The sequence below is a fragment of the Leucobacter chironomi DSM 19883 genome (genome assembly GCF_000421845.1).
Lineage (GTDB): Bacteria > Actinomycetota > Actinomycetes > Actinomycetales > Microbacteriaceae > Leucobacter > Leucobacter chironomi.
On sequence record NZ_ATXU01000007.1, the window covers coordinates 168,584 to 186,870 of the forward strand.

Genomic DNA, 18,287 nt, shown 5'->3' on the forward strand with positions numbered 1-18,287 from the left:
GGGGCTGATCGGGCGCGCGGGCGTGGACTGCTTGCGGGCACGGACGATGCCCAGGCGCGAGGGCTTGAGCAGTGCCCGCGTGCGCTCCCGATTTTGTCGGAGGCGACCTCTACAGTGGGCACATGGCAGCAGAATCTTTCGGTCGCGACACGACGTGGGAGGCGATCGCCGGCCAGGCCGAGACGCGCGCCGCGGGCTGGCTCGCGGCGCTGTGCGCTCGCGACGGCGATGAGCAGCCGGGCTTCCTGCGGGCGATGCGGCGAGATCCTGAGAGCTTCGAGTTCACACGGCGCCTCCTCGAACTGCTCGCGAGCACCGAAGACGTGTTCGCGTCTGCCGCGGGGCTGCGCGAGGTCGCCCAGGAGGTGCCCCCCTCGCTGCCGGTGCGGGATCGCCTGGCCGTGCGCGCGGGAGGCGCGACCTCGCTGGGGCTGCCCTGGGCCGTGCTGCCGATGGCGCGTCGGCGCCTGCGCGAGCGGGTGGCCGACCTGGTGCTCGCCGCGAAGCTGCCGGCCGGCGGCAAGGTCGCCGGCCCGGCCCGGATGAGCCGCCTCACCGAGGCGCTGCGCCGCCTGGGCGAGGCCGGAATGGTGCCTGTCGTGATGCCGCTCGGCGAGGCGGTGCACGGCCCCGCCGGTGCCGAGGCCGAGGTCTCCAGGCTGGTCGCGCTCTGCGCCCTGCCCGCCGTGGGGCACGTGGTGGTCGATCCCGCCCGCATCGCGCCCGGCGGCACCGACTGGTCAGCCGAAGACGACGTGCTGCGCGCGGTGCGCGCCCTGCGCCCCGTGCTCGACGCGGCCGCCGAGCACGGCACGACCGTGCACCTCGAACCCCGCAGCGTGCGGTGGGCGCGGCTGCTGCCCGAGGTCGTGGTGCGCGCTCTCGCCGACGCGGCGCTCGACCGGGTGCGGGTGGGGGTGCGGATCATGGCCGAGCTGCCGGAGTCGCGCGAGCTCTACGACCGCATCAGCCGGTGGGCGCAGCAGCGCGCGGCAGACGGCGGGGCCGCGGTCGAAGCCGTCATCGGCGTGGCCGGGGTGGCGAGCGCCGAGCGCATCGCCTCGATCGAGAGCGGACTCCCCGTGCCGGTGCTCGAGGATCGCGAGCAGGTCACGGCTCAGCTGCTGCGCCTCATCGAGCTCGCGCTGCACCCGGGGCGGGCCGCCGTGCTGCGCCCCGTCATCGCGTCCGAAGATCTCTTCGTGCTGAGCGGCACGGTGGCCCTGGCCGAGCAGCTCGGCGCGCAGGGGCTCTTCTCCCTGCAACTGCGCAGCGGCATCGCACCCGGCCTCGCGCAGGTGCTCGCGGACGCGGCAGCCGAGGTGCGCGTCTCGCTGCCCGTCGTCGCGCCGCGGGAGTTCTCGGGCGCGGTCGATCTGCTCGTGGGGTTCGCAGCCGAGGCCGCCGACCCCGAATCGGTCGTCGCCCGTTTCGACGCGCTCGTCGAGGCCGGGGGCGAGCGTGTGGATCCCGATCCCGATTCCGACTCCGGCCCCGATCCCTATCCCGACTCCGACTCCGGCCCCGGCCCCGATCCCGACTCCGACTCCGGCCCCGATCCCGATCCTGACTCCGACTTCGACTTCGAACCTGACGCAGGCGCCGCGGCCGGGGTGATCGAAGCGGAGCGGGCGGCATTCCGCGCCGCTGCGGCACTCGCCGCCGACCCGGCACCCGCGTCGCACCGCACGCAGCTGCGCGCCCGCGAGTGGGATCCGAGCGAGCGCGACAGCGCCCTGTTCTACCGTGCGCCCGACGAGCCCGCGCGCTTCGACACGGGCGGGCTCACCGCCGCCGTGCTCGGCCTCACGCGAGGCTCGACGGGCGAGGTGCGCCTCGAATCGCTGGCGCCGCCGTGCCCGATCCCCGTGGTCTCGGAGTCGGGCTTCGCGGGCGAACCCGCGACCGACGCGAGCCTCGCCGGCAACCGCGACTGGGTGCGGGCGCTGCTCGTGCGCGCGGCCGAGGGCGTGACGCTGCGGGCGGGTGCGGATTCGTCCGTCGATGCCGATTCGGAGGCGCATGAGGAGCCGGCCGCCGGCGCCGAATCGGACGCTCCGTCAGGCGTCGGCGGCGAGGGGGCTGCGGTGGTGTCGGCCGGCACCGATCCCGCTGAGCTGCACGGCGAAGCCCCCGAGCCGGTCGCCGAGCCGCAGCAAGCCGCAGAGGAGACCGAGCTCCCGGAACCCGCCGAGCCGCTTCCGCACACGGCGCGCGACGCCGGTCAGGGCTGGAGCGGGCAGCCCGCGCGGGCGCGGGCCTCGCGATTGCGGCGGGCCGCGCTCGCCGTGGTCGCCGCACGGGATCGCATGCTGCAGACGCTCGCCGCGGACACCGGGGCACCCGCGGGGGAGCTCGACGCCGAGGTGGGCGACATCGTCGACGCCGCCCGCTACTCCGGTCAGCTCGCGGAAGGGCTCGCGGCGGTGAGAGGCGCGACGTTCGTGTCGGAGGGGTTCGTGCTCGTCCTCGCCGATGCGATCACGCCGCTCTCGGTGCAGGCCGAGTCGGTGCTCGCGGCGCTCGGCGCCGGCAACGGCGTGCTGTGGGCGGTGCCCGGGCGCTTCCTGAGCTCCGCCGAGGCGCTGCTCGAGGAGTGGGAGGTCGGCGGCGTCACCCCTGGCGCGGTCGCCCTCGAAACAGTGGGCGAGTCGGCGCAGTTCTTCGAGCGGGTCTCCCGCGCCGGCATCGACCGGGCCATCGTGCTCGGCGATCGCGCCGCGGCTCGCGAGATCGCCCGTCGCCGGCCCGATCTGCAGATCGAGGGCCGATTCCACGCGCGGGGCACGGTGCTCGTGGCGCCGTCGGCCGACCTCGACCGGGCGATCGACGACCTGGTCGCCTCGGCGTTCTCGGCTGCGGGGGCGCACCCGCGCACCGCTCAGGTGGCGATCCTGCTCGGTAGCGTGGGGCGCTCGCGTCGTTTCCGCGACGGCCTCGGCGACGCAGTGCGTGCCCTGCGGGTGGGCGACACTGCCAGGCCGGAGGGAGCGGATCCGCTCAGCTTCGACGTGGGGCCGCTCGCCGCGCCCGCCGGGGACGCCGCGCTGCGGGCGCTCACCGAGCTGGGGCGCGGCGAGGAGTGGCTCGTGCAGCCGCGCATGCTCGACGCCGACGGCCGACTGTGGAGCCCCGGCGTGCGTCTCGGCGTCTCGGCGTCGTCGTCGTTCTGGGACGATGCCCGCGGGGTTCCGGTGCTGGGCATCGCACACGCGCACACGCTCGATGAGGCGCTGCGGCTGCAGAACGCGGTGGGCGGCGGCGTCGCGGCGGGTCTGCAGTCGAACGACGCCGATGAGATCCTCGACTGGCTCGCCGGGGTCGAGGCGGCATCGCTGACGATCAACCGCCCCACCACGGCGGCACGCATCGAGCGGCATCCCGGCGGCGCTTGGAACGACGCCGCGATGGGCCTGCCTGCGCTCAGCGGCGGCCCCAACCGTCTGCTGCCGTTGGGTGCCTGGCAACTGCGAGAGGGCACGCGCAGCGAGACGCTGCACCTGCGCGGGCTGGAGCCCGAGGTGCGGCTGCTCATCGAGGCGGCGCAGTCGGTGCTGCACTACGAGGAGTTCGACGAGGTGCGGCGTGCGGCGCTCGCCGACGCACTCGCCTGGCGCACCTCATTCGGGCTGGAACGCGACACGATCGGCCTCGGTATCGAACGCAACGTGATCCGCTACCTGCCCGTCGTCACGCAGCTGCGGCTCGCCGAGGGCGGCAGCATCGCGTCGCTCGTGCGTGTGCTCGCCGCGGCGCTGCTCGTGCGCGCGCCCGTATCGGTGTCGACCGGCGAGGTGCTGCCGGCGGCGGTCACCGCCTTCCTCGAGCGGCAGGGCGTCGAGGTGTCGCTCGAACGCGACGACGACTGGGTGGAGCGTCTCGCGGTCTCCGGCCCGGTCACCGCAGATGGTGTGGTGGCCGACCGGGTGAGACTGATCGGCGGCGACGCGGTGCGGGCGGCCGAGTGGATGGGCGGGCTGGATCGCGTGGCGCTCTGGGCGCAGCCTGTGACGATGGCGGGTCCGGTCGAGCTGCTGACGCTGCTGCGCGAGCAGTCGGTGTCGGCGCGCGCGCACCGGCACGGTCTCGCGACCGAGGTGCCGGGCCTCGACGAACTCATCGAGGAGTGACACGGCACGGCCAGCGGGTCTTGCGGGGCTGGAGCGGACTCCGCCCGGGTGTCAGCCGAGGCGCATCGGGGTGTGCGGGATGCCATCTTCGAGGAACTCCTCGCCGCACGGCGTGAAGCCGAAGCCGCCGTACCAGGAGGCGAGGTGCGACTGGGCGTGGATCAGGATCGGGCGGCCTGCGCATCCCTCGATGGCGGCCCGCAGCAGCGCGGCGGCGACGCCCCGGCCGCGCCAGGCGGGGGCGGTGACCACGCGCCCGATGCTCACGAGGTTCGCTTCCTGAGCGCTCTCGTCGAGGACGCGCACGGTCGCGGCGATCTCGCCGTCAGCGGTCTGCGCCCAGAGCTGCGTCGCGCCGGCTTCGAGATCGCGGCCGTCGAGGTCGAGATAGACGCAGTCCTGCTCCACCACGAAGACCTCCTGCCGCAGCCGGGCGATGCGGTAGAAGGTGCTGGTGGGGATGTCGTCGACGCGGTCGGCCGTGACCAGGGTGAGTTCTTCGGGGAGCGCGGGCATGTTCCGATCCTGCCATGCCGGTGCGGCGCACGCCGATTTCCGTTCGCGAGAGTGAGACGCTAAAGTGGTCTCTTGGTCGTGCTTGCACGGCCGACGGCGGATTACCCGAGCGGCCAAAGGGGGCTGACTGTAAATCAGCTGGCACTGCCTACGGGGGTTCGAATCCCTCATCCGCCACCAGCAAAAGCCCGGTCAGAAGAAACTTCTGACCGGGCTTTCTCGTTGTCTGGACTGGCTGGGTGTTTCGAGTTGTATCGGCGGATGCCCCGGCGCGATCCGGTGGGCTACATTAGCGATATGCAATCACCCGATGCGCGGGGCATGAGTGGTGCCCGATCCTTCACGGAGTCAGCGGAACGCGTCGTCGCCTACCTCAATTCGCACACGCCGCTCACCGATTGGTCGGTGTCGCGCGTCGCCGGAGGCGAGCAGATCCACCTGCACGTGCATCATGATCATCTGCTCGAAGTGGGCGACCGCGTCGCGTGGACGGAGTCGTTCTGCAGCCGCATGTCGGCCGGCGCGAAGCACGTGGTGCGCAACTCCCTCAGCGACCCCGACTACGCCGACCTGGCCGCCGCCGCGACGGTGGGCGCGTATGCCGGGTACCCCATCGGGGACGATCGGGACGGGATCTTCGGAGTGCTCTGCGGTGTGCGGCCCGCACCGCTCAGGGACGACGAGGGGGTCGACGAGAGCCTCGTGTTCCTGCTCAGCGAACTGCTCACCTCTCAGCTCACGCTCTCACGGCGCATCGACCACGAGCGCAGACGGCTCGAGTTCACGGAGACGCTCGCGCAAACAGACCCGCTGACCGGCGTGCTGAACCGGCGAGGCTGGGAGCGCGTCGTCGCGGACGCGCAGGAGCGCCTCGACGCGTTCGGCGACCCGGTGGCCGTCGCGGTCATCGACCTCGACGGATTGAAGCGCATCAACGACGCGCGCGGGCACGCCGCCGGGGACGCCCTGATCGTTCGCGCGGCGCAGGCGCTGACGGGTGCGTGCGCCGCTGGCAGCCACGTCGCCCGCTGCGGCGGGGACGAGTTCATGGTGCTCGTGAACGGCGTCACCCCGTCTCAGCTCGAGGAGTGTGCGGCGGCGCTCGCGGCGGCTCTCGCCGCAGCTGAGGTGGAGGCCTCGGTCGGTCTCGCTGTGGCCGAGCCGGGTCGGGTGCCGATGGCCGAGGCGATCGCGGCCGCCGATGCCCGCATGTACCACCAGAAGCGCGTGCGGAAAGGCAGCGGACTGCTCACCGCCGGCTGAGGCCAGGCACCGATCACGGTCGCTCGCTCCGTGACCACGTCGCGGCCCTGAGTGCAACCCGCAGACAGCAGCAGGGCCCGGCCGGGAGCTGATCCCGGCCGGGCCCTGCGGTGTCGCGTGCTGCGCTTCAGTCGCGCAGCTCGTCCTTGATCTCGTTGCGCGCCTGCGTCGCGTCGCGCTCGGCCTCCGCCTTCTTGACGTCGGCCTCGGCCTTCTTCACCTCGGCTTCGGCCTTCACCTCGTCGAGTTTGTCCTTGGCCTTGTCGACGCCGTCCTCGACAGCGCGGCTGACCTTCTTCGCCGCGGCTTCAGCGGTTTCCTTCGCGTCCTCAAGAAATCCCATGATCGGTGCTCCTTTCTGCTGGAGCATCCAGGTTGTCGAATCAAGCTGAGGAGGAGGTGTGCGGATCGCGCGACCGGGATCCGCCCGCTCCTTCTGCCGCGGGGCCGGTTCGTTCCATCCCGGGGCTGGCGGTCCGGCTCAGGCGGGGGCGAAGCGGTTGCGCAGCTCGGCGGCCCGGCGGATGTCGCCTTCGATGGCGGTCTGCTGCTCGGCGGCCAGCGATCCCGACTTCTTGGCCTCGTCGAGCTTTTCGAGCCCGGCCTGCACTTCGGCGTCCAAGCCGTCGACCACGAGCTTCTGAATGCTCTCGGGGAGCCGCTCAAAATACGAGGTGTCCATACCTATTACCGTACAGCCAAGTTTGGCGCAGCGCTGCAGCGGGGTTCCGAAAACCGGGGGGCTCCCGCAGCGGATCGTGCCGACACTACACTCGATCGTATGTCTGACCTCGTCGTCTCCCTGCCCGCCGAAGAGCCGCTGCGCGACGTTCTGGGCGAGTTGCCCGGGGTCGAGTTCGTGGACTGGGATCTCGACACTCCGGCGCCGCGGCCGTTCTTCGACATCGTGGTGCCGCCGTACTGGGGCGGTGCGCGGTGCCTCTCGGCGCTCGCAGGGGTCGAAGCTCGGTTGGTGCAGTGGCAGTCGATCGGCTACAACGGCGTGGCGAAGCATCTGCCCGGCGGCCTGCCGTTCGCGAATGCGGCGACCGTGCACGAGGCCTCGACCGCGGAGCTCGCCCTGGCTCTCACCCTCGCCGCCCAGCGCGGCCTTCCGGAGTTCGTGCGCGCGGGTGATGAGAGCCGGTGGGAGCTGCGGAGCTTCCCGAGCCTGGCCGACCGCCGGGTGCTGCTCGTGGGCTATGGCGGTGTGTCGCAGGCCGTCGAGGCGCGGCTCGCCGGCTTCGAGGTGCAGATCGAACGGCTCGCCCGTTCGCCGCGGGAGCAGCGGAACCTCGCCGGCGACGCGGTCGAGGTGCGCGGGTTCGCCGAACTGCACGAGCGTCTCGCGGAGGCCGAGATCGTGATCCTCGCGGTGCCCCTCACCGACGAGACACGGGGGCTCATCGACGCAGCTGCGCTCGCGGCGATGCCCGACGGCGCGCTGCTCGTGAACGTGGCCCGCGGCCCTGTCGTCGAGACTGACGCGCTCGTCGCCGAGCTGCGCTCGGGGCGTCTGCGGGCGGCGCTCGACGTCACCGATCCCGAGCCGCTGCCCGAGGGGCATCCGCTGTGGGAGTGCCCGAACACGCTCATCACGCCTCACGTCGGCGGTGATTCGAGTGCGATGATGCCGCGGATGGCGGCGCTGCTCAAGCGCCAGATCGCGCACCTGCGGGCGGGGGAGTCGCCCGAAAACCTCATCGACCTCGGCTGATCGGGCCACGGGCTCGGTTCGCATGGTGCGTGCAGCCCGCCCATACGATTCGCATAACTCTCTTCGTTGGAATGGAGCACAGCCGGAACCCCTCGCGGTCTCCGGCTCCGTTCGACGATAGGAGCTCGGCGTGCCCGCCCCCAGCCTCACCCTCATCGCCGTCGACATCGTCGCGGCGCTCATCCTCACTCTCGGCCTCTACTATCCGCGGCACCGCCGCAGAGATCTCATGGTGGCCTTCCTCGGCGTGAACATCGGGGTGCTGGCGGTGACGTCGGTGCTGGGCGGTGCGCAGATCGCCGCGGGGCTGGGGCTCGGGCTCTTCGGCGTGCTCTCGATCATCCGGTTGCGCTCGTCGGAGATCTCGCAGCGCGAGGTCGCCTACTACTTCTCGGCGCTCGCGATGGGCCTCATCGGCGGTCTCGCGACCGACGAGCTGCTGATGCCGGTGCTGCTGACCGCGATGATCCTCGCGGTGATGTGGGTGGCGGATCATCCGGCGGTGCTGGCCCGCAGCCGGCATCAGGTGGTGCGATTGGACCGCGCGATCGCCGATGAACGCGAGCTGCGGGGCGAGCTGGAGCGTCGCTTGGGCGGCCGGGTGACCGCCGTGTCGGTGCAGGAGCTCGACTTCGTGAACGACACGGCGCTCATCGACGTGCGCTACCGGCTGCCGCAGGAGGCCCGGGGCCGCCTGGTGGCACCACTGCGGACGCGCGCGGTGCAGATCGCACCGGAGGAGGCGCGATGACCGCCGTCGAACGAACCGTCGAGCGATTCCCCGCGGTGACGCTCGGAGAACTCGTGGCGGGTGCCGAACTGCTGACGCGGGTCGATCGCAAGTACCTGCTGCCGACGGCGGATGCCGTGGCGGTGATCCGCGGTCTCGATGCGAGCACTCGGGTGCTCGACCTGGAGGGTGCGCGCGGATGCGAGTACGCCTCGGTGTACTTCGACACTCCGGATCGGCTGAGCTACCGCTTGGCCGCGCAGCCCCGCCGGCGCAGATTCAAGCTGCGCACGCGCGTGTACGCCGGCACCCGCACGGCGTTCCTGGAGATGAAGACCCGCGGAGGGCGCGGCGCGACGGTGAAGGATCGCATCCCGTACGCCGCGCAGCACCTGGATCGTCTGACCGCGGCGGGTCGCGCCTACGCCGCGGAGTCGCTGGAGAGCATCGGTTTCGATCCGGATCTCGAATCGCAGCTGCGCCCCGCGCTCACCACCCGCTATCGGCGCACCACCCTGCTGCTCGCCGACGGGAGCCGCGCCACGGTCGACAGCGGCCTCGCCTGGATCGACGCCGACGGGCGCTGCTTGGCGTTGCCGGGCCAGGTGATCGTCGAGTCGAAGTCGGTGGGTTGCATCACTCCGCTCGACCGCGAGCTGTGGCGATCCGGCCATCGTCCCCAGAACATCAGCAAGTTCGGCACCGGCACCGCGGCGCTGCATCCTGAGCTGCCGGGCAACCGGTGGGCGAGGCTGCTGCGCGGTCCGTTCGCTGCAGCATCCCGCACCCATCCGCACACCCTGAAGGAGCACCCATGACCCGCCCGATATTCGCCGCCGCTGCGATCGCCCTGTCGGGGGCGATGCTCGCGGGGTGCGCTGCCACCGCCGATGAGGCCGAGACGCCGACGGCGGTGGCCTCGGTGTCGGCCGGCGCCGATGTCTTCTCCGGAGATCTCAGCCCCGGCGAGGTGCTCGCCGCCAACGCCGACTACACGACGGTGAACGACGACGAGTGGTCGGCCGCCGACGCGGTCGACGTGGAGCTCTCCGGCTCGTCCGCCTCGTCCGCCGCGGCCGGGGTGCGGGTCGACGGGTCGACGGTCACCATCGCTGAGGCAGGCGTGTACCGGATGCACGGTGCGCTCGACGGGCGGCTCGTGGTCGCCGCCCCCGACGACGCGCTCGTGGTGCTGATCCTCGACGGCGTCGACATCGCCGATGCGGCCGGGCCCGCGATCGAGGTGCAGAGCGCCGACGACGTGGCGATCCACCTCGCCGACGGCAGCCAGAACACGGTCTCCGACGCCGCGTCGTACGCCGATGACGCCACCGCGAACGCCGCGATCGACGCTCGGGCCGATCTCACGATCTCGGGATCCGGATCCCTCGCGGTGCGCGGCAACGGCAATGATGGGATCTCGAGCACTGACGACCTGGTGATCCTGTCGGGCGACCTCACGGTCACGGCGGCCGACGACGCCCTGCGCGGGAAGGACGCGCTGGTGGTGGAGGGCGGCGCGCTCACGCTCGCAGCCGGGAACGGCGACGGGTTGAAGAGCGATCAGGAAGAGGATGAGACGCGGGGCTACATCCTCGTGACCGGAGGCGATATCGACATCACCGCAGGCGATGACGGGATGCAGGCCCGGACGGACACGGTGGTCACGGGCGGCACGGTGACGGCCGCGGTGGCCGACGACGGAGTGAAGGGCGAGGCGATCGTCTCGGTGGGCGGCGGCGAGATCACCGTGACCGAGTCGACCGAGGCGATGGAAGCCGTGAGTATCGGCATCTTCGCGGGCGTTCTCGACCTCACGGCCTCGGATGACGGGATCAACGCCGCCGGGCTCAATACGGGCGGTGCGGATCGCGAGACCGACACCGGCGAGCGCCTCGAGATCTCGGGCGGCACGATCACCATCGCCGCGGGCACCGACGGGCTCGACTCGAACGGCACGATCGGCATCTCTGGCGGCGACATCACGATCACGAGCGCGGACAACGGGGGAGATCTGCCGGTCGACGCCAACGGAGAGGTCACGGTGACGGGCGGCACGGTCACCGCGAATGGCGCGGCATGGGATCCGGCGACCGCTCAGCGCGGGAACGGGGGGATGGGCGGCCCCGGTGCGGGTGGCCTCGGCGGCACGCCCCCGGCGGCGGGCGAGGGGCTGCCGCCCGGCGCGCCGATGCAGGAGCGCTAGCGGCCGGGCGTCCAAGCGTATGCGATCCGCGGCACCTGCACTCGGCGTCTGCGAGCCGGATCATCCGCAGCCCGTCGCCCGGGGCGATCCGCACGCCCGGCCCGGAGCGCACCCGAGGGCGTAGGATGGTCTGATGCGCCGGGCCCGGAGTCCGTCGCGGCCCAAGATCCCCGCTTGCCCCTTGGAGTGAATAGAACATGGCTGAGCAGTCCCGCCTCGACAAGGTCATCGCCCTCGCCCGCCACCGCGGCTTCGTCTTCCAGGCGGGTGAGATCTACGGCGGTTCGCGTTCGGCCTGGGACTACGGCCCCCTCGGCACCGCGCTGAAGGAGAACATCAAGCGCCAGTGGTGGAAGACCATGGTGCAGAAGCGCGACGACGTGGTCGGCATCGACTCGAGCGTCATCCTGCCGAAGCAGGTGTGGGAGGCCTCGGGTCACGTCGAGGTCTTCAGCGACCCGCTGGTGGAGTGCCTGAGCTGCCACAAGCGCCAGCGCGAGGACCACCTCATCGAGGCCTTCGAGGAGAAGAAGGGCCGCGCCCCGGAGGGCGGCCTCGCCGAGATCGTCTGCACCAACTGCGGCACCCGCGGCCAGTGGACCGAGCCGCGCGCCTTCTCGGGCCTGCTCAAGACCTTCCTCGGCCCCGTCGACGACGAGTCGGGCCTGCACTACCTGCGCCCCGAGACCGCGCAGGGCATCTTCGTGAACTTCGCGAACGTGCTGCAGGCGGCGCGTATGAAGCCGCCGTTCGGCATCGGCCAGATCGGCAAGAGCTTCCGCAACGAGATCACCCCCGGCAACTTCATCTTCCGCACCCGTGAGTTCGAGCAGATGGAGATGGAGTTCTTCGTCGAGCCCGGCACTGACGAGCAGTGGCAGGAGTACTGGATGAACGAGCGCATGAGCTGGTACACCGACCTCGGCATCGACCCCGAGAACCTGCGCTTCTACGAGCATCCGAAGGAGAAGCTGTCGCACTACTCGAAGCGCACGGCCGACATCGAGTACCGCTTCGGCTTCCAGGGCAGCGAGTGGGGTGAGCTGGAGGGCATCGCGAACCGCACCGACTTCGACCTGTCGACGCACTCGAAGCACTCGGGCAAGGATCTCAACTTCTTCGACCAGACCAAGAACGAGCGCTACACGCCGTACGTGATCGAGCCCGCGGCGGGTCTCACGCGCTCGCTGATGGCCTTCCTCGTCGATGCGTACCGCGAGGAGGAGGTGCCGAACGCGAAGGGCGGCACCGACACGCGCACCCTGCTGGCGCTCGATCCGCGCCTCGCTCCGGTGAAGGTGGCCGTGCTGCCGCTGAGCCGCAATGAGAAGCTGTCGCCGCTGGCGCGCGAGCTCGCGCAGGATCTGCGCGACGACTGGAACGTCGACTTCGACGATTCGGGCGCGATCGGCCGCCGCTACCGTCGTCAGGACGAGATCGGCACCCCGTTCTGCGTGACCGTCGACTTCGATTCGCTCGACGACAACGCCGTGACCGTGCGCGAGCGCGACACGATGCAACAGGAGCGCGTGTCGCTGGCCGAGCTGCACGGTTACCTCGCGGCTCGGCTGCGGGGCGCGTAGCAAGCCGGCCGCGCGGCACGGGATCGGGCCGGGTGCCGGCGGATCGCCGTTCCCCTGAGAATGTCAGAGGCATGGGGCAGGATTCTGTTACGAGGATCCTGCCCCGATCTGCGCGCTGAGCGAGCGTCGGCAGGAAGTGAAGGAGACACCATGACCGTCCCAGAGCAGCACCCGGCCCCGCAGGCGGCTGCGCCGCAGCAGTGGGCGTGGGCGGCGCCTGCGCCGGTCATGCAGACGGTCGAGACGGAGCCGCTGGAGTACCACCGTCTGCTGCGGGGCACGGCCAACTACCGCTGGTGGAAGCCGCTGCTGCTGCTCGTGCTCTCGGGGGTGTACTTCGGGGTCTTCACCGTGATGCTGACGGTCGTGTTCATCCCGATTCTGATGGTGGGCGATCCGGGGTACATGAACGACCTCGCGGCGGGAACCACCGAGATCATCGACACGCAGCGGCCGCTCTCGGTGCTGATGAGCATGCTGTCGATCATCATCATGCTGCCCGCGGTGATCCTGGCGATGCTGTCGCTGGGGATGCGGCCCGTCGGGCGCATCTGGTCCGTGGCCGCGCGCGTGCGCTGGGGCCTGCTGCTGCGACTGCTCGGGGCCGCGGTGCTCGCTCTGATCGCGATGACGGTGGTGGGCATGGGTGCCGAGATCGGCCTGCAGGCGATCGTGGATCCGTCCGCGCTCTCCGAACCGTCCGCCGAGGCGACCCGCGACTTCGACGTGAGCGCCGCGATGGTCTCCCTGGTGCTGGTGCTGGTACTCGTGCCGATCCAGGCGGCCACCGAGGAGGTCGTGTTCCGGGGGCTGTTCATGCAGGTGCTCGGCTCGTGGCTGCGCAACCCGTGGTTCGCGATCCTGATCCCCTCGGTCGCCTTCGCCGCGGCGCACATCTACGACTTCTGGGGCCTCGCGGCGGTGGGCCTGCTGGGAGTGGTCGCGGCCTGGCTCACCTGGCGCACGGGCGGCCTCGAAGCGGCGATCGCGATCCACATCGTGAACAACCTGGTCGGCTTCGGGTTCATGGTGACCGGCTTCGGCGGCGAGACGGCGCAGACCGCCGAGGGCGGCAGTGCGGGCGGGCTGCTCGGTCAGATCGTCGGCCTGGGGCTGTTCGTCTGGCTGACGCTCAAGATCTTCCGCCGGGGCGGGCACGGGCGCTCTCGCATCGACCTGGTGCGGTCGCCGGCGCCGGCAGGGCCGGTGGAGCCGGTGACCGCGGCGGTTCCCGAGCAGCCGTCGCTCGCCGGTGATGCTCAGGCCGCGTCGCCCGCCGAGGCCGCGTCGCCGGGGCCGTCCGCTCCGGCCGTGCCGCCTGCGCCGTCGTTGCCGGCCAAGCCCGAGACCGAGGAGCAGCAGCGTGGTTGACGTCTATGTGATCGGCGGAGGGCTGCCCGAATTGGCGGCCGCGCTGGAGCTCGGCGAGGTCGGGCTGTCAGTGCGCCTCGGAGACTGGGACCTCGGCTCGGCCGAGCCCGCCGTGGGGCGAGCGCACGCGGAGGCCGGGGGCGATTCCACGAGTGCGCTGCTCGACCCCGACGGCGTGCTGCGCCAGCTGCTCGACCACGTCGCTGCGCCCATCGCCGAGGGCGGGCACGCGCATACGGGGGCGCGCCCTGTGGCGGTGCCGCCGAGCGCTGTGCTCGTGCACGGCGCCAAGGCGCACTGGGTGCCGCAGCCGGTTCCCGCCTCGCTCGGCATCCCCGCGGTGCCGATCTCGTCGCAGGCCGTCGCCGTGCTGGGCGGGCGCGCGGCGGCGCGCGCCTACCTCGACCGGGTGAAACCGGTGCTCACGATCGGCAAGGCGCACTCGCTCGGAGACCTCGTTCGCAACCGGCTGGGCGAGACGGTCGTGGAGCGGCTGGTCGATCCCTTCGTGCGCGAGCGCTTCGGCGTCGCCCCCGACGATGTCGAAGTAGCCGTCGCGGTGCCAGGGCTCAACGAGGCGTTGACGCGGGCGGGATCACTCTCGGGGGCGGTGCTCGCGAACAGCGACCGCGATGTTGCACGTGAAACCGCGGTGATTCCCGAGGCGGGCTGGGGTGCTGCTTTCGCCGGACTGCATCAGCGACTCGAGCTGTACGGAGCGAAGCGCGCCGATGCGACGGTTGTCGCGGTCGAGAGGATCGGCGACGAGGCCTGGCGCATCGAGGAGGCCGATGGCACGACGGTCGAGGCGCGCGCGGTCGTCGCGGGCCTCGATGCGGGATCGGCATTCGCGGCCGGGCGCGTGTTGCACGCGCTGCCGGGCGAGCTGCTGCCGCGGCGTTGGCGACTGGAGGTTCGGACGGCCGTCGCGGGGGCGCCGCTCGAGGCCCGTCAGAGCGACGCGCTGTGCGCCGTGCAGCTCTCCGACGGCTCCCGCTGGGCGGTTCGTATCGAGGCGACCGAGCCCGGAGAGGGCCGTGCGCGCCTCTCGGGGCCTGCCTTCGAGGCCGCCGCGAACGAGACGGGTCTCCCCGCCGAGCACCGTGCGCGCTCCGAGAGCGCCGCAGCCGAGGCGCTCGCGGGTGTCGGCCTGTCTGCGGGAGCCGCGAGCGAAGCGATACTGCGCGTGGCCCCGCATATCTCGGTCGACGAGCGGGATGCGGCCCTGCGCAGCCTGCAGGCCTGTCGAGAGAACACCGACGACCTGCTCGCCGTGGGTGACGCGCTGCATGGCGGTTCGGTCGCGGCCGCCGTGGCCGACGCGCGCACCCAGGCGGTGCTGCTGCGCCGCAGGCTCGCCGGCATCGCCGACTGACGTCGCGCTTCCGGCATGCGGCCCGGGGCGCCGGGCTGGGCCCGTGAGCGAGGCGTTCACGGCAACGGTGACGGGTGTGCTTGCCGTGCTCGCGCTGCCTGTCTACGCGCTGGTACGCTGATCCGTCGCGCGTGCGGATCGATCGGCCGCCATCCTGCAGAATCCGCGAATCTTACAGAACTCACGCGGCCGTGACCACCGGGATTCCCGAAGCGGCATGAACGACGGTGCGGGCGGTAGGCTAACGGCAGGCAAGTGAATCGCCAACGGCGGGAGGCAGTGATGAAGGGCAAGATCGCATTCGTTCTCGGCGCGGCAGTCGGCTACGTGCTCGGCACCCGGGCAGGCCGCGAGCGCTACGAGCAGATCAAGAACGGCGCCCAGAACCTGTGGCACACGGCCCCGGTGCAGCGAGGCGTCAGCGTCGTGCGCGACGCCGCGCAGACCCGCCTCGACGACCTCAAGGCCTCGGCCACGCGCGCGGGCAAGAACGCCGTCGCGGCGTTCCTGCGCGACGACGAGCCCGAGGCTCGTCCGGCTTCGCGCGCCACGGCCTCGGCGACCGCCGCGAAGGCCGTTGCAGACGGCGAACCGCGCGAGCAGAGCGCGTCCGCTCAGTCGGGCGCGTCCGCGAAGAAGTCCTCGAGCGGCACCGCGAAGTCGTCGAAGTCGACCGCCGCGTCGAAGTCGACCGGTGCGGCGAAGAAGCGCAGCTCGGGTGCGGCCGCGAAGTCTGGTGATGACGCATGAGCCGTAAGAAGGATCAGGCGGGCACGTTCGAACTGCTGACGCGCCTGCCGCAGCAGATCGTCTCGCTCGCCAAGATCGAATACGAGAACGCGAAGCGCGAGATCGTCTCGAAGGCGAAGAAGGCGGGCATCGGCGCCGGCGCCATCCTCATCGCCCTCTTCTTCGTGTTCTTCATGCTCGAAGCGCTCGTGATCGCGGCGATCGCCGCGCTCGCACTGGTCTGGCCGTGGTGGCTGGCGGCACTCGTCGTCGCGGCCGGGCTGCTCGTGCTCGCCGCGCTCGCAATTCTCGCCGGTGTCGCGCTCATCAAGCGGGGCAACCCCGTGCCAGAGGAGACCCTCGAGCGCGTGGGCGACGACATCTCGGCGATCAGCGAGGTGCGGATCAACGCAGACTCCCCGGCACCGCGGCACGCCGGCTCGCAGATGCCGCGCGTCGGCGAGGAAGGGAACTGGCGATGAACGCACACGAGAAGCAGCAGGGCGTGGTCCAGGCCGCGCAGGCGCGAGCCGAACTGTACGACACGCTCGCGCAGTTGAAGGATCGCCTCAACTACGCCCAGCGCGTCGACGATGCAGTGGATGACGTGAAGCACCGTATCTCCGAGCAGAAGCGGCGCAACCCGCTCGCCTTCGCAGCCGGGGTCGCCGGTGTCGCGGTCATCGCGGGTGTCGCGGTCTGGACCGTCGCCAGCGCTGTGATCAGGCGCTTTGAGTGATCCGAGCCGGGGTGTACGCAGGTTACAGTTGAGTTGCGTTCCTCCGGCCGCAAGCCCTCGTTTTGCTTCCTGGCGAGACGCGGAGTAAGAATAGGGTCGGATGGATTTCCATCCCAGGCCATACCGAGGGTTCGTTCACGACTGATCGTATGGCTTTTGTATTGGTGTCGAGTGAGTGGGGTGTATGTCGGGAGAGGCGAAACCGCTCAGCGGCCTGCGGGTGCTCGTGCCCAGGGGCGGCACCTGGGGAGACATCGTCTCCAAGGCGCTGCGAGAGCAGGGTGCCCACACGGTCATCGCACCGCTCGTCGACTTCGCGCACACGCGCGAAGAGGAGAAGCTGGTCGAAGCGCTGAAGACCCTCGAAGAGGGTGGCTTCGATTGGATGACGGCCACCAGCTCCACCGTGGCCGACGTGCTCCAGCACCACAACGCCGTGATTCCGCCCGAGACGAAGGTCGCGGTCGTCGGTGAAGCCACCGCGGTCGCCTTCCGCGACGCCGGCTATCACATCACTCGCACCCCCGAGCGTGAGAACAGCACTCACGCCCTCCTGGAGGAGTGGCCCGAGATCGACACGGGCGAGGTGCTGCGCGTGCTGACGCTGCGCTCCGACGTCGCGATTCCCGTCCTCACCCAGGGCCTCATCGAGCGCGGCCACCAGGTCACGCAGGTGCTCGCCTTCCGCACCGTCGGAGTGCCCGCTTCGGTGCACATCCGCGAAGACATCGAGTCGGGCCGCATCAACGCCGTGCTCGTCGCGTCGGCGAGGATCGCCGAAGAGGTCGCTTCGCAGTTCCCCGAGTTCCCCGACGCCACCATCGTGCCCTGCGTCGGCGTCAACACCATTGAAGCGGCGGCCGCCGTCGGGCTCCCCTCGGAAGCCGACGACCCCTCGCACCCGCTCTACGCCACCAAGCGCGCCCTCATCGAGACCGTCGAATCGGTCATCGATCAGAGCGACATGCTCGACTAGTTCGAACGAGCCCTGGCTTGGCCTGACCTGGCCCTGGCCTTGGCCTTGGCCTTGGCCAGACCTGGCTTGGCCTTGCCTGGCATGCCCTGGCGTCTGCCTCCCTTGGCACCTGAGTTGCCCGTCTGACCTGCCCGGCCTGCCTGCTGTGCCCCCTGCCCCGCGCCCAACAACGACGAGAGGCGGATTTCGCAGGTTGATCTCGAGATCAACATGCGAAATCCGCCTCTCGGCGCGCATGCGCCGGGTGGCGCAGGGGATCTGAAGCCCCGGAAGGCGCGTCAGTCGCGCACGATGACGAGGTCTTCGAGCGAGAACCGCGTGCGCGGCGCGGTCTCGCGCTCGCGCAGCACCTCCGACAGCTGCTCGGGGGTGCCGATCGCCCCGATCGCGGTGATCGACACCGGCATCAGCCGCTCATCGAGATCGAAGGCGGTGCTGAGAGCCTCGCGGTCGAAGCCGCCCATCTGGTGCGTGTAGTAGCCATCGGCGTGCGCCTGCACGGTGAGGTGCGCGACCGCCTGGCCGAGATCGTATTCGGCCCACGGACGGGGCTTGCCCTCGGCATCGGCGACCTCCGCGATGTTCACGATCAGCGCGGCGGCCGACACGGCCCACTCGCGGTTGAAGCCGAGCAGCGTCTGCTCGACGCGGGCGTAGCTCTCGCTGCCGCGGCGGGCCACGATGAAGCGCCAGGGCTGCGAGTTGTTCGCGCTCGGCGCCCACCGGGCCGCCTCGAACACGCTGCGCAGCGCACCCTCCGGGAATGCGTGCTCCGCATCGAACGCTCGCGGGCTCCACCGCTGCGCGAGCGTGTCGAGAACGGGGGCGGTGGTCTGGGCGGTGCGCGAACTCACGTGAGTCTCCTTCGAGATGATGCGGGAGGGCCCTCCACTGCGGGACCCGTGTTCCGCCTCACTGCAACACGCGATCCGCCGCCGCTATTCCCTCGGGG

The 18,287-nt window shown here is 71.1% G+C and carries 17 protein-coding genes and 1 tRNA gene; 14 read left to right on the forward strand and 4 right to left on the reverse strand.

Features of this window, described 5'->3' with window-relative positions; genetic code table 11:
• Positions 1-122 precede the first annotated feature (122 nt).
• Positions 123-4,130 (forward strand): proline dehydrogenase family protein, encoded by a 4,008-nt coding sequence (locus H629_RS0109540; protein WP_024357041.1) that lies wholly within the window; start codon positions 123-125, stop codon positions 4,128-4,130.
• Positions 4,131-4,181: 51 nt separating this feature from the next.
• On the opposite strand, the gene H629_RS0109545 is transcribed toward H629_RS0109540, so the two are convergent.
• Entirely contained in the window at positions 4,182-4,646 is a 465-nt protein-coding gene (locus H629_RS0109545; protein ID WP_024357042.1) for a GNAT family N-acetyltransferase, read from the reverse strand.
• A 95-nt stretch (positions 4,647-4,741) separates the two neighbouring features.
• On the opposite strand from H629_RS0109545, the gene H629_RS0109550 reads away from it, so the two are divergent.
• Both H629_RS0109550 and H629_RS14580 read left to right on the forward strand, forming a co-directional pair.
• Positions 4,742-4,826, forward strand: a tRNA-Tyr gene (locus H629_RS0109550).
• 117 nt (positions 4,827-4,943) lie between these two features.
• Entirely contained in the window at positions 4,944-5,909 is a 966-nt protein-coding gene (locus H629_RS14580) for a GGDEF domain-containing protein (RefSeq protein WP_076623984.1), read from the forward strand.
• A 127-nt stretch (positions 5,910-6,036) separates the two neighbouring features.
• On the opposite strand, the gene H629_RS0109560 is transcribed toward H629_RS14580, so the two are convergent.
• Positions 6,037-6,252: a hypothetical protein gene (locus tag H629_RS0109560; RefSeq protein WP_024357044.1), complete on the reverse strand. Its 216-nt coding sequence runs from the start codon at positions 6,250-6,252 to the stop codon at positions 6,037-6,039.
• A gap of 138 nt (positions 6,253-6,390) precedes the next feature.
• Positions 6,391-6,591, reverse strand: coding sequence for a hypothetical protein (locus tag H629_RS0109565; RefSeq protein ID WP_024357045.1), 201 nt, complete (start codon positions 6,589-6,591; stop codon positions 6,391-6,393).
• A gap of 99 nt (positions 6,592-6,690) precedes the next feature.
• On the opposite strand from H629_RS0109565, the gene H629_RS0109570 reads away from it, so the two are divergent.
• The 11 genes from H629_RS0109570 to H629_RS0109620 all read left to right on the forward strand — a co-directional run bounded on the left by H629_RS0109570 (position 6,691) and on the right by H629_RS0109620 (position 17,335).
• Positions 6,691-7,626: a 2-hydroxyacid dehydrogenase gene (locus H629_RS0109570; RefSeq protein ID WP_024357046.1), complete on the forward strand. Its 936-nt coding sequence runs from the start codon at positions 6,691-6,693 to the stop codon at positions 7,624-7,626.
• Positions 7,627-7,756: 130 nt separating this feature from the next.
• Positions 7,757-8,377 carry a DUF4956 domain-containing protein gene (locus tag H629_RS0109575; protein ID WP_024357047.1) on the forward strand — a complete coding sequence of 207 codons (621 nt, stop codon included), beginning with the start codon at positions 7,757-7,759 and terminating at the stop codon, positions 8,375-8,377.
• A complete protein-coding gene (locus H629_RS0109580) occupies positions 8,374-9,174 on the forward strand; it encodes a polyphosphate polymerase domain-containing protein (protein ID WP_024357048.1) in 801 nt (266 codons plus the stop codon). Before H629_RS0109575 ends, H629_RS0109580 begins: the two co-directional genes overlap by 4 nt.
• Complete coding sequence (locus H629_RS0109585) at positions 9,171-10,562, forward strand: carbohydrate-binding domain-containing protein (protein ID WP_024357049.1); 1,392 nt, start codon at positions 9,171-9,173, stop codon at positions 10,560-10,562. Before H629_RS0109580 ends, H629_RS0109585 begins: the two co-directional genes overlap by 4 nt.
• Positions 10,563-10,759: 197 nt before the next feature.
• Positions 10,760-12,145 (forward strand): glycine--tRNA ligase, encoded by a 1,386-nt coding sequence (locus tag H629_RS0109590; protein ID WP_024357050.1) that lies wholly within the window; start codon positions 10,760-10,762, stop codon positions 12,143-12,145.
• Between the two features lie 150 nt (positions 12,146-12,295).
• Positions 12,296-13,516, forward strand: coding sequence for a CPBP family intramembrane glutamic endopeptidase (locus H629_RS0109595; protein ID WP_024357051.1), 1,221 nt, complete (start codon positions 12,296-12,298; stop codon positions 13,514-13,516).
• Positions 13,509-14,891 carry a hypothetical protein gene (locus tag H629_RS0109600; protein ID WP_024357052.1) on the forward strand — a complete coding sequence of 461 codons (1,383 nt, stop codon included), beginning with the start codon at positions 13,509-13,511 and terminating at the stop codon, positions 14,889-14,891. The genes H629_RS0109595 and H629_RS0109600 overlap by 8 nt, the downstream gene beginning before the upstream one ends.
• Positions 14,892-15,173: 282 nt before the next feature.
• The gene (locus H629_RS0109605; RefSeq protein WP_024357053.1) at positions 15,174-15,641 is read left to right on the forward strand and encodes a hypothetical protein; all 468 of its coding nucleotides are present in this window, start codon (positions 15,174-15,176) and stop codon (positions 15,639-15,641) included.
• A complete protein-coding gene (locus H629_RS0109610) occupies positions 15,638-16,102 on the forward strand; it encodes a phage holin family protein (RefSeq protein ID WP_024357054.1) in 465 nt (154 codons plus the stop codon). The genes H629_RS0109605 and H629_RS0109610 overlap by 4 nt, the downstream gene beginning before the upstream one ends.
• On the forward strand, positions 16,099-16,359 hold the full coding sequence (locus H629_RS0109615) for a DUF3618 domain-containing protein (protein WP_024357055.1): 261 nt from the start codon (positions 16,099-16,101) through the stop codon (positions 16,357-16,359). Before H629_RS0109610 ends, H629_RS0109615 begins: the two co-directional genes overlap by 4 nt.
• Positions 16,360-16,543: 184 nt before the next feature.
• Positions 16,544-17,335, forward strand: coding sequence for a uroporphyrinogen-III synthase (locus tag H629_RS0109620; RefSeq protein ID WP_024357056.1), 792 nt, complete (start codon positions 16,544-16,546; stop codon positions 17,333-17,335).
• Positions 17,336-17,613: 278 nt separating this feature from the next.
• On the opposite strand, the gene H629_RS0109625 is transcribed toward H629_RS0109620, so the two are convergent.
• Positions 17,614-18,189 (reverse strand): nitroreductase family protein, encoded by a 576-nt coding sequence (locus H629_RS0109625; RefSeq protein WP_024357057.1) that lies wholly within the window; start codon positions 18,187-18,189, stop codon positions 17,614-17,616.
• Positions 18,190-18,287: the final 98 nt, after the last annotated feature.

What these genes read in the sequence shown, in the direction of transcription:
- H629_RS0109540 (WP_024357041.1), top strand. Translation starts at nt 123, where the DNA reads ATGGCAGCAGAATCTTTCGGTCGCGACACGACGTGGGAGGCGATCGCC.
- H629_RS0109545 (WP_024357042.1), bottom strand. Translation starts at nt 4,646, where the DNA reads ATGCCCGCGCTCCCCGAAGAACTCACCCTGGTCACGGCCGACCGCGTC.
- H629_RS14580 (WP_076623984.1), top strand. Translation starts at nt 4,944, where the DNA reads ATGCAATCACCCGATGCGCGGGGCATGAGTGGTGCCCGATCCTTCACG.
- H629_RS0109560 (WP_024357044.1), bottom strand. Translation starts at nt 6,252, where the DNA reads ATGGGATTTCTTGAGGACGCGAAGGAAACCGCTGAAGCCGCGGCGAAG.
- H629_RS0109565 (WP_024357045.1), bottom strand. Translation starts at nt 6,591, where the DNA reads ATGGACACCTCGTATTTTGAGCGGCTCCCCGAGAGCATTCAGAAGCTC.
- H629_RS0109570 (WP_024357046.1), top strand. Translation starts at nt 6,691, where the DNA reads ATGTCTGACCTCGTCGTCTCCCTGCCCGCCGAAGAGCCGCTGCGCGAC.
- H629_RS0109580 (WP_024357048.1), top strand. Translation starts at nt 8,374, where the DNA reads ATGACCGCCGTCGAACGAACCGTCGAGCGATTCCCCGCGGTGACGCTC.
- H629_RS0109585 (WP_024357049.1), top strand. Translation starts at nt 9,171, where the DNA reads ATGACCCGCCCGATATTCGCCGCCGCTGCGATCGCCCTGTCGGGGGCG.
- H629_RS0109590 (WP_024357050.1), top strand. Translation starts at nt 10,760, where the DNA reads ATGGCTGAGCAGTCCCGCCTCGACAAGGTCATCGCCCTCGCCCGCCAC.
- H629_RS0109595 (WP_024357051.1), top strand. Translation starts at nt 12,296, where the DNA reads ATGACCGTCCCAGAGCAGCACCCGGCCCCGCAGGCGGCTGCGCCGCAG.
- H629_RS0109605 (WP_024357053.1), top strand. Translation starts at nt 15,174, where the DNA reads ATGAAGGGCAAGATCGCATTCGTTCTCGGCGCGGCAGTCGGCTACGTG.
- H629_RS0109610 (WP_024357054.1), top strand. Translation starts at nt 15,638, where the DNA reads ATGAGCCGTAAGAAGGATCAGGCGGGCACGTTCGAACTGCTGACGCGC.
- H629_RS0109615 (WP_024357055.1), top strand. Translation starts at nt 16,099, where the DNA reads ATGAACGCACACGAGAAGCAGCAGGGCGTGGTCCAGGCCGCGCAGGCG.
- H629_RS0109620 (WP_024357056.1), top strand. Translation starts at nt 16,544, where the DNA reads ATGTCGGGAGAGGCGAAACCGCTCAGCGGCCTGCGGGTGCTCGTGCCC.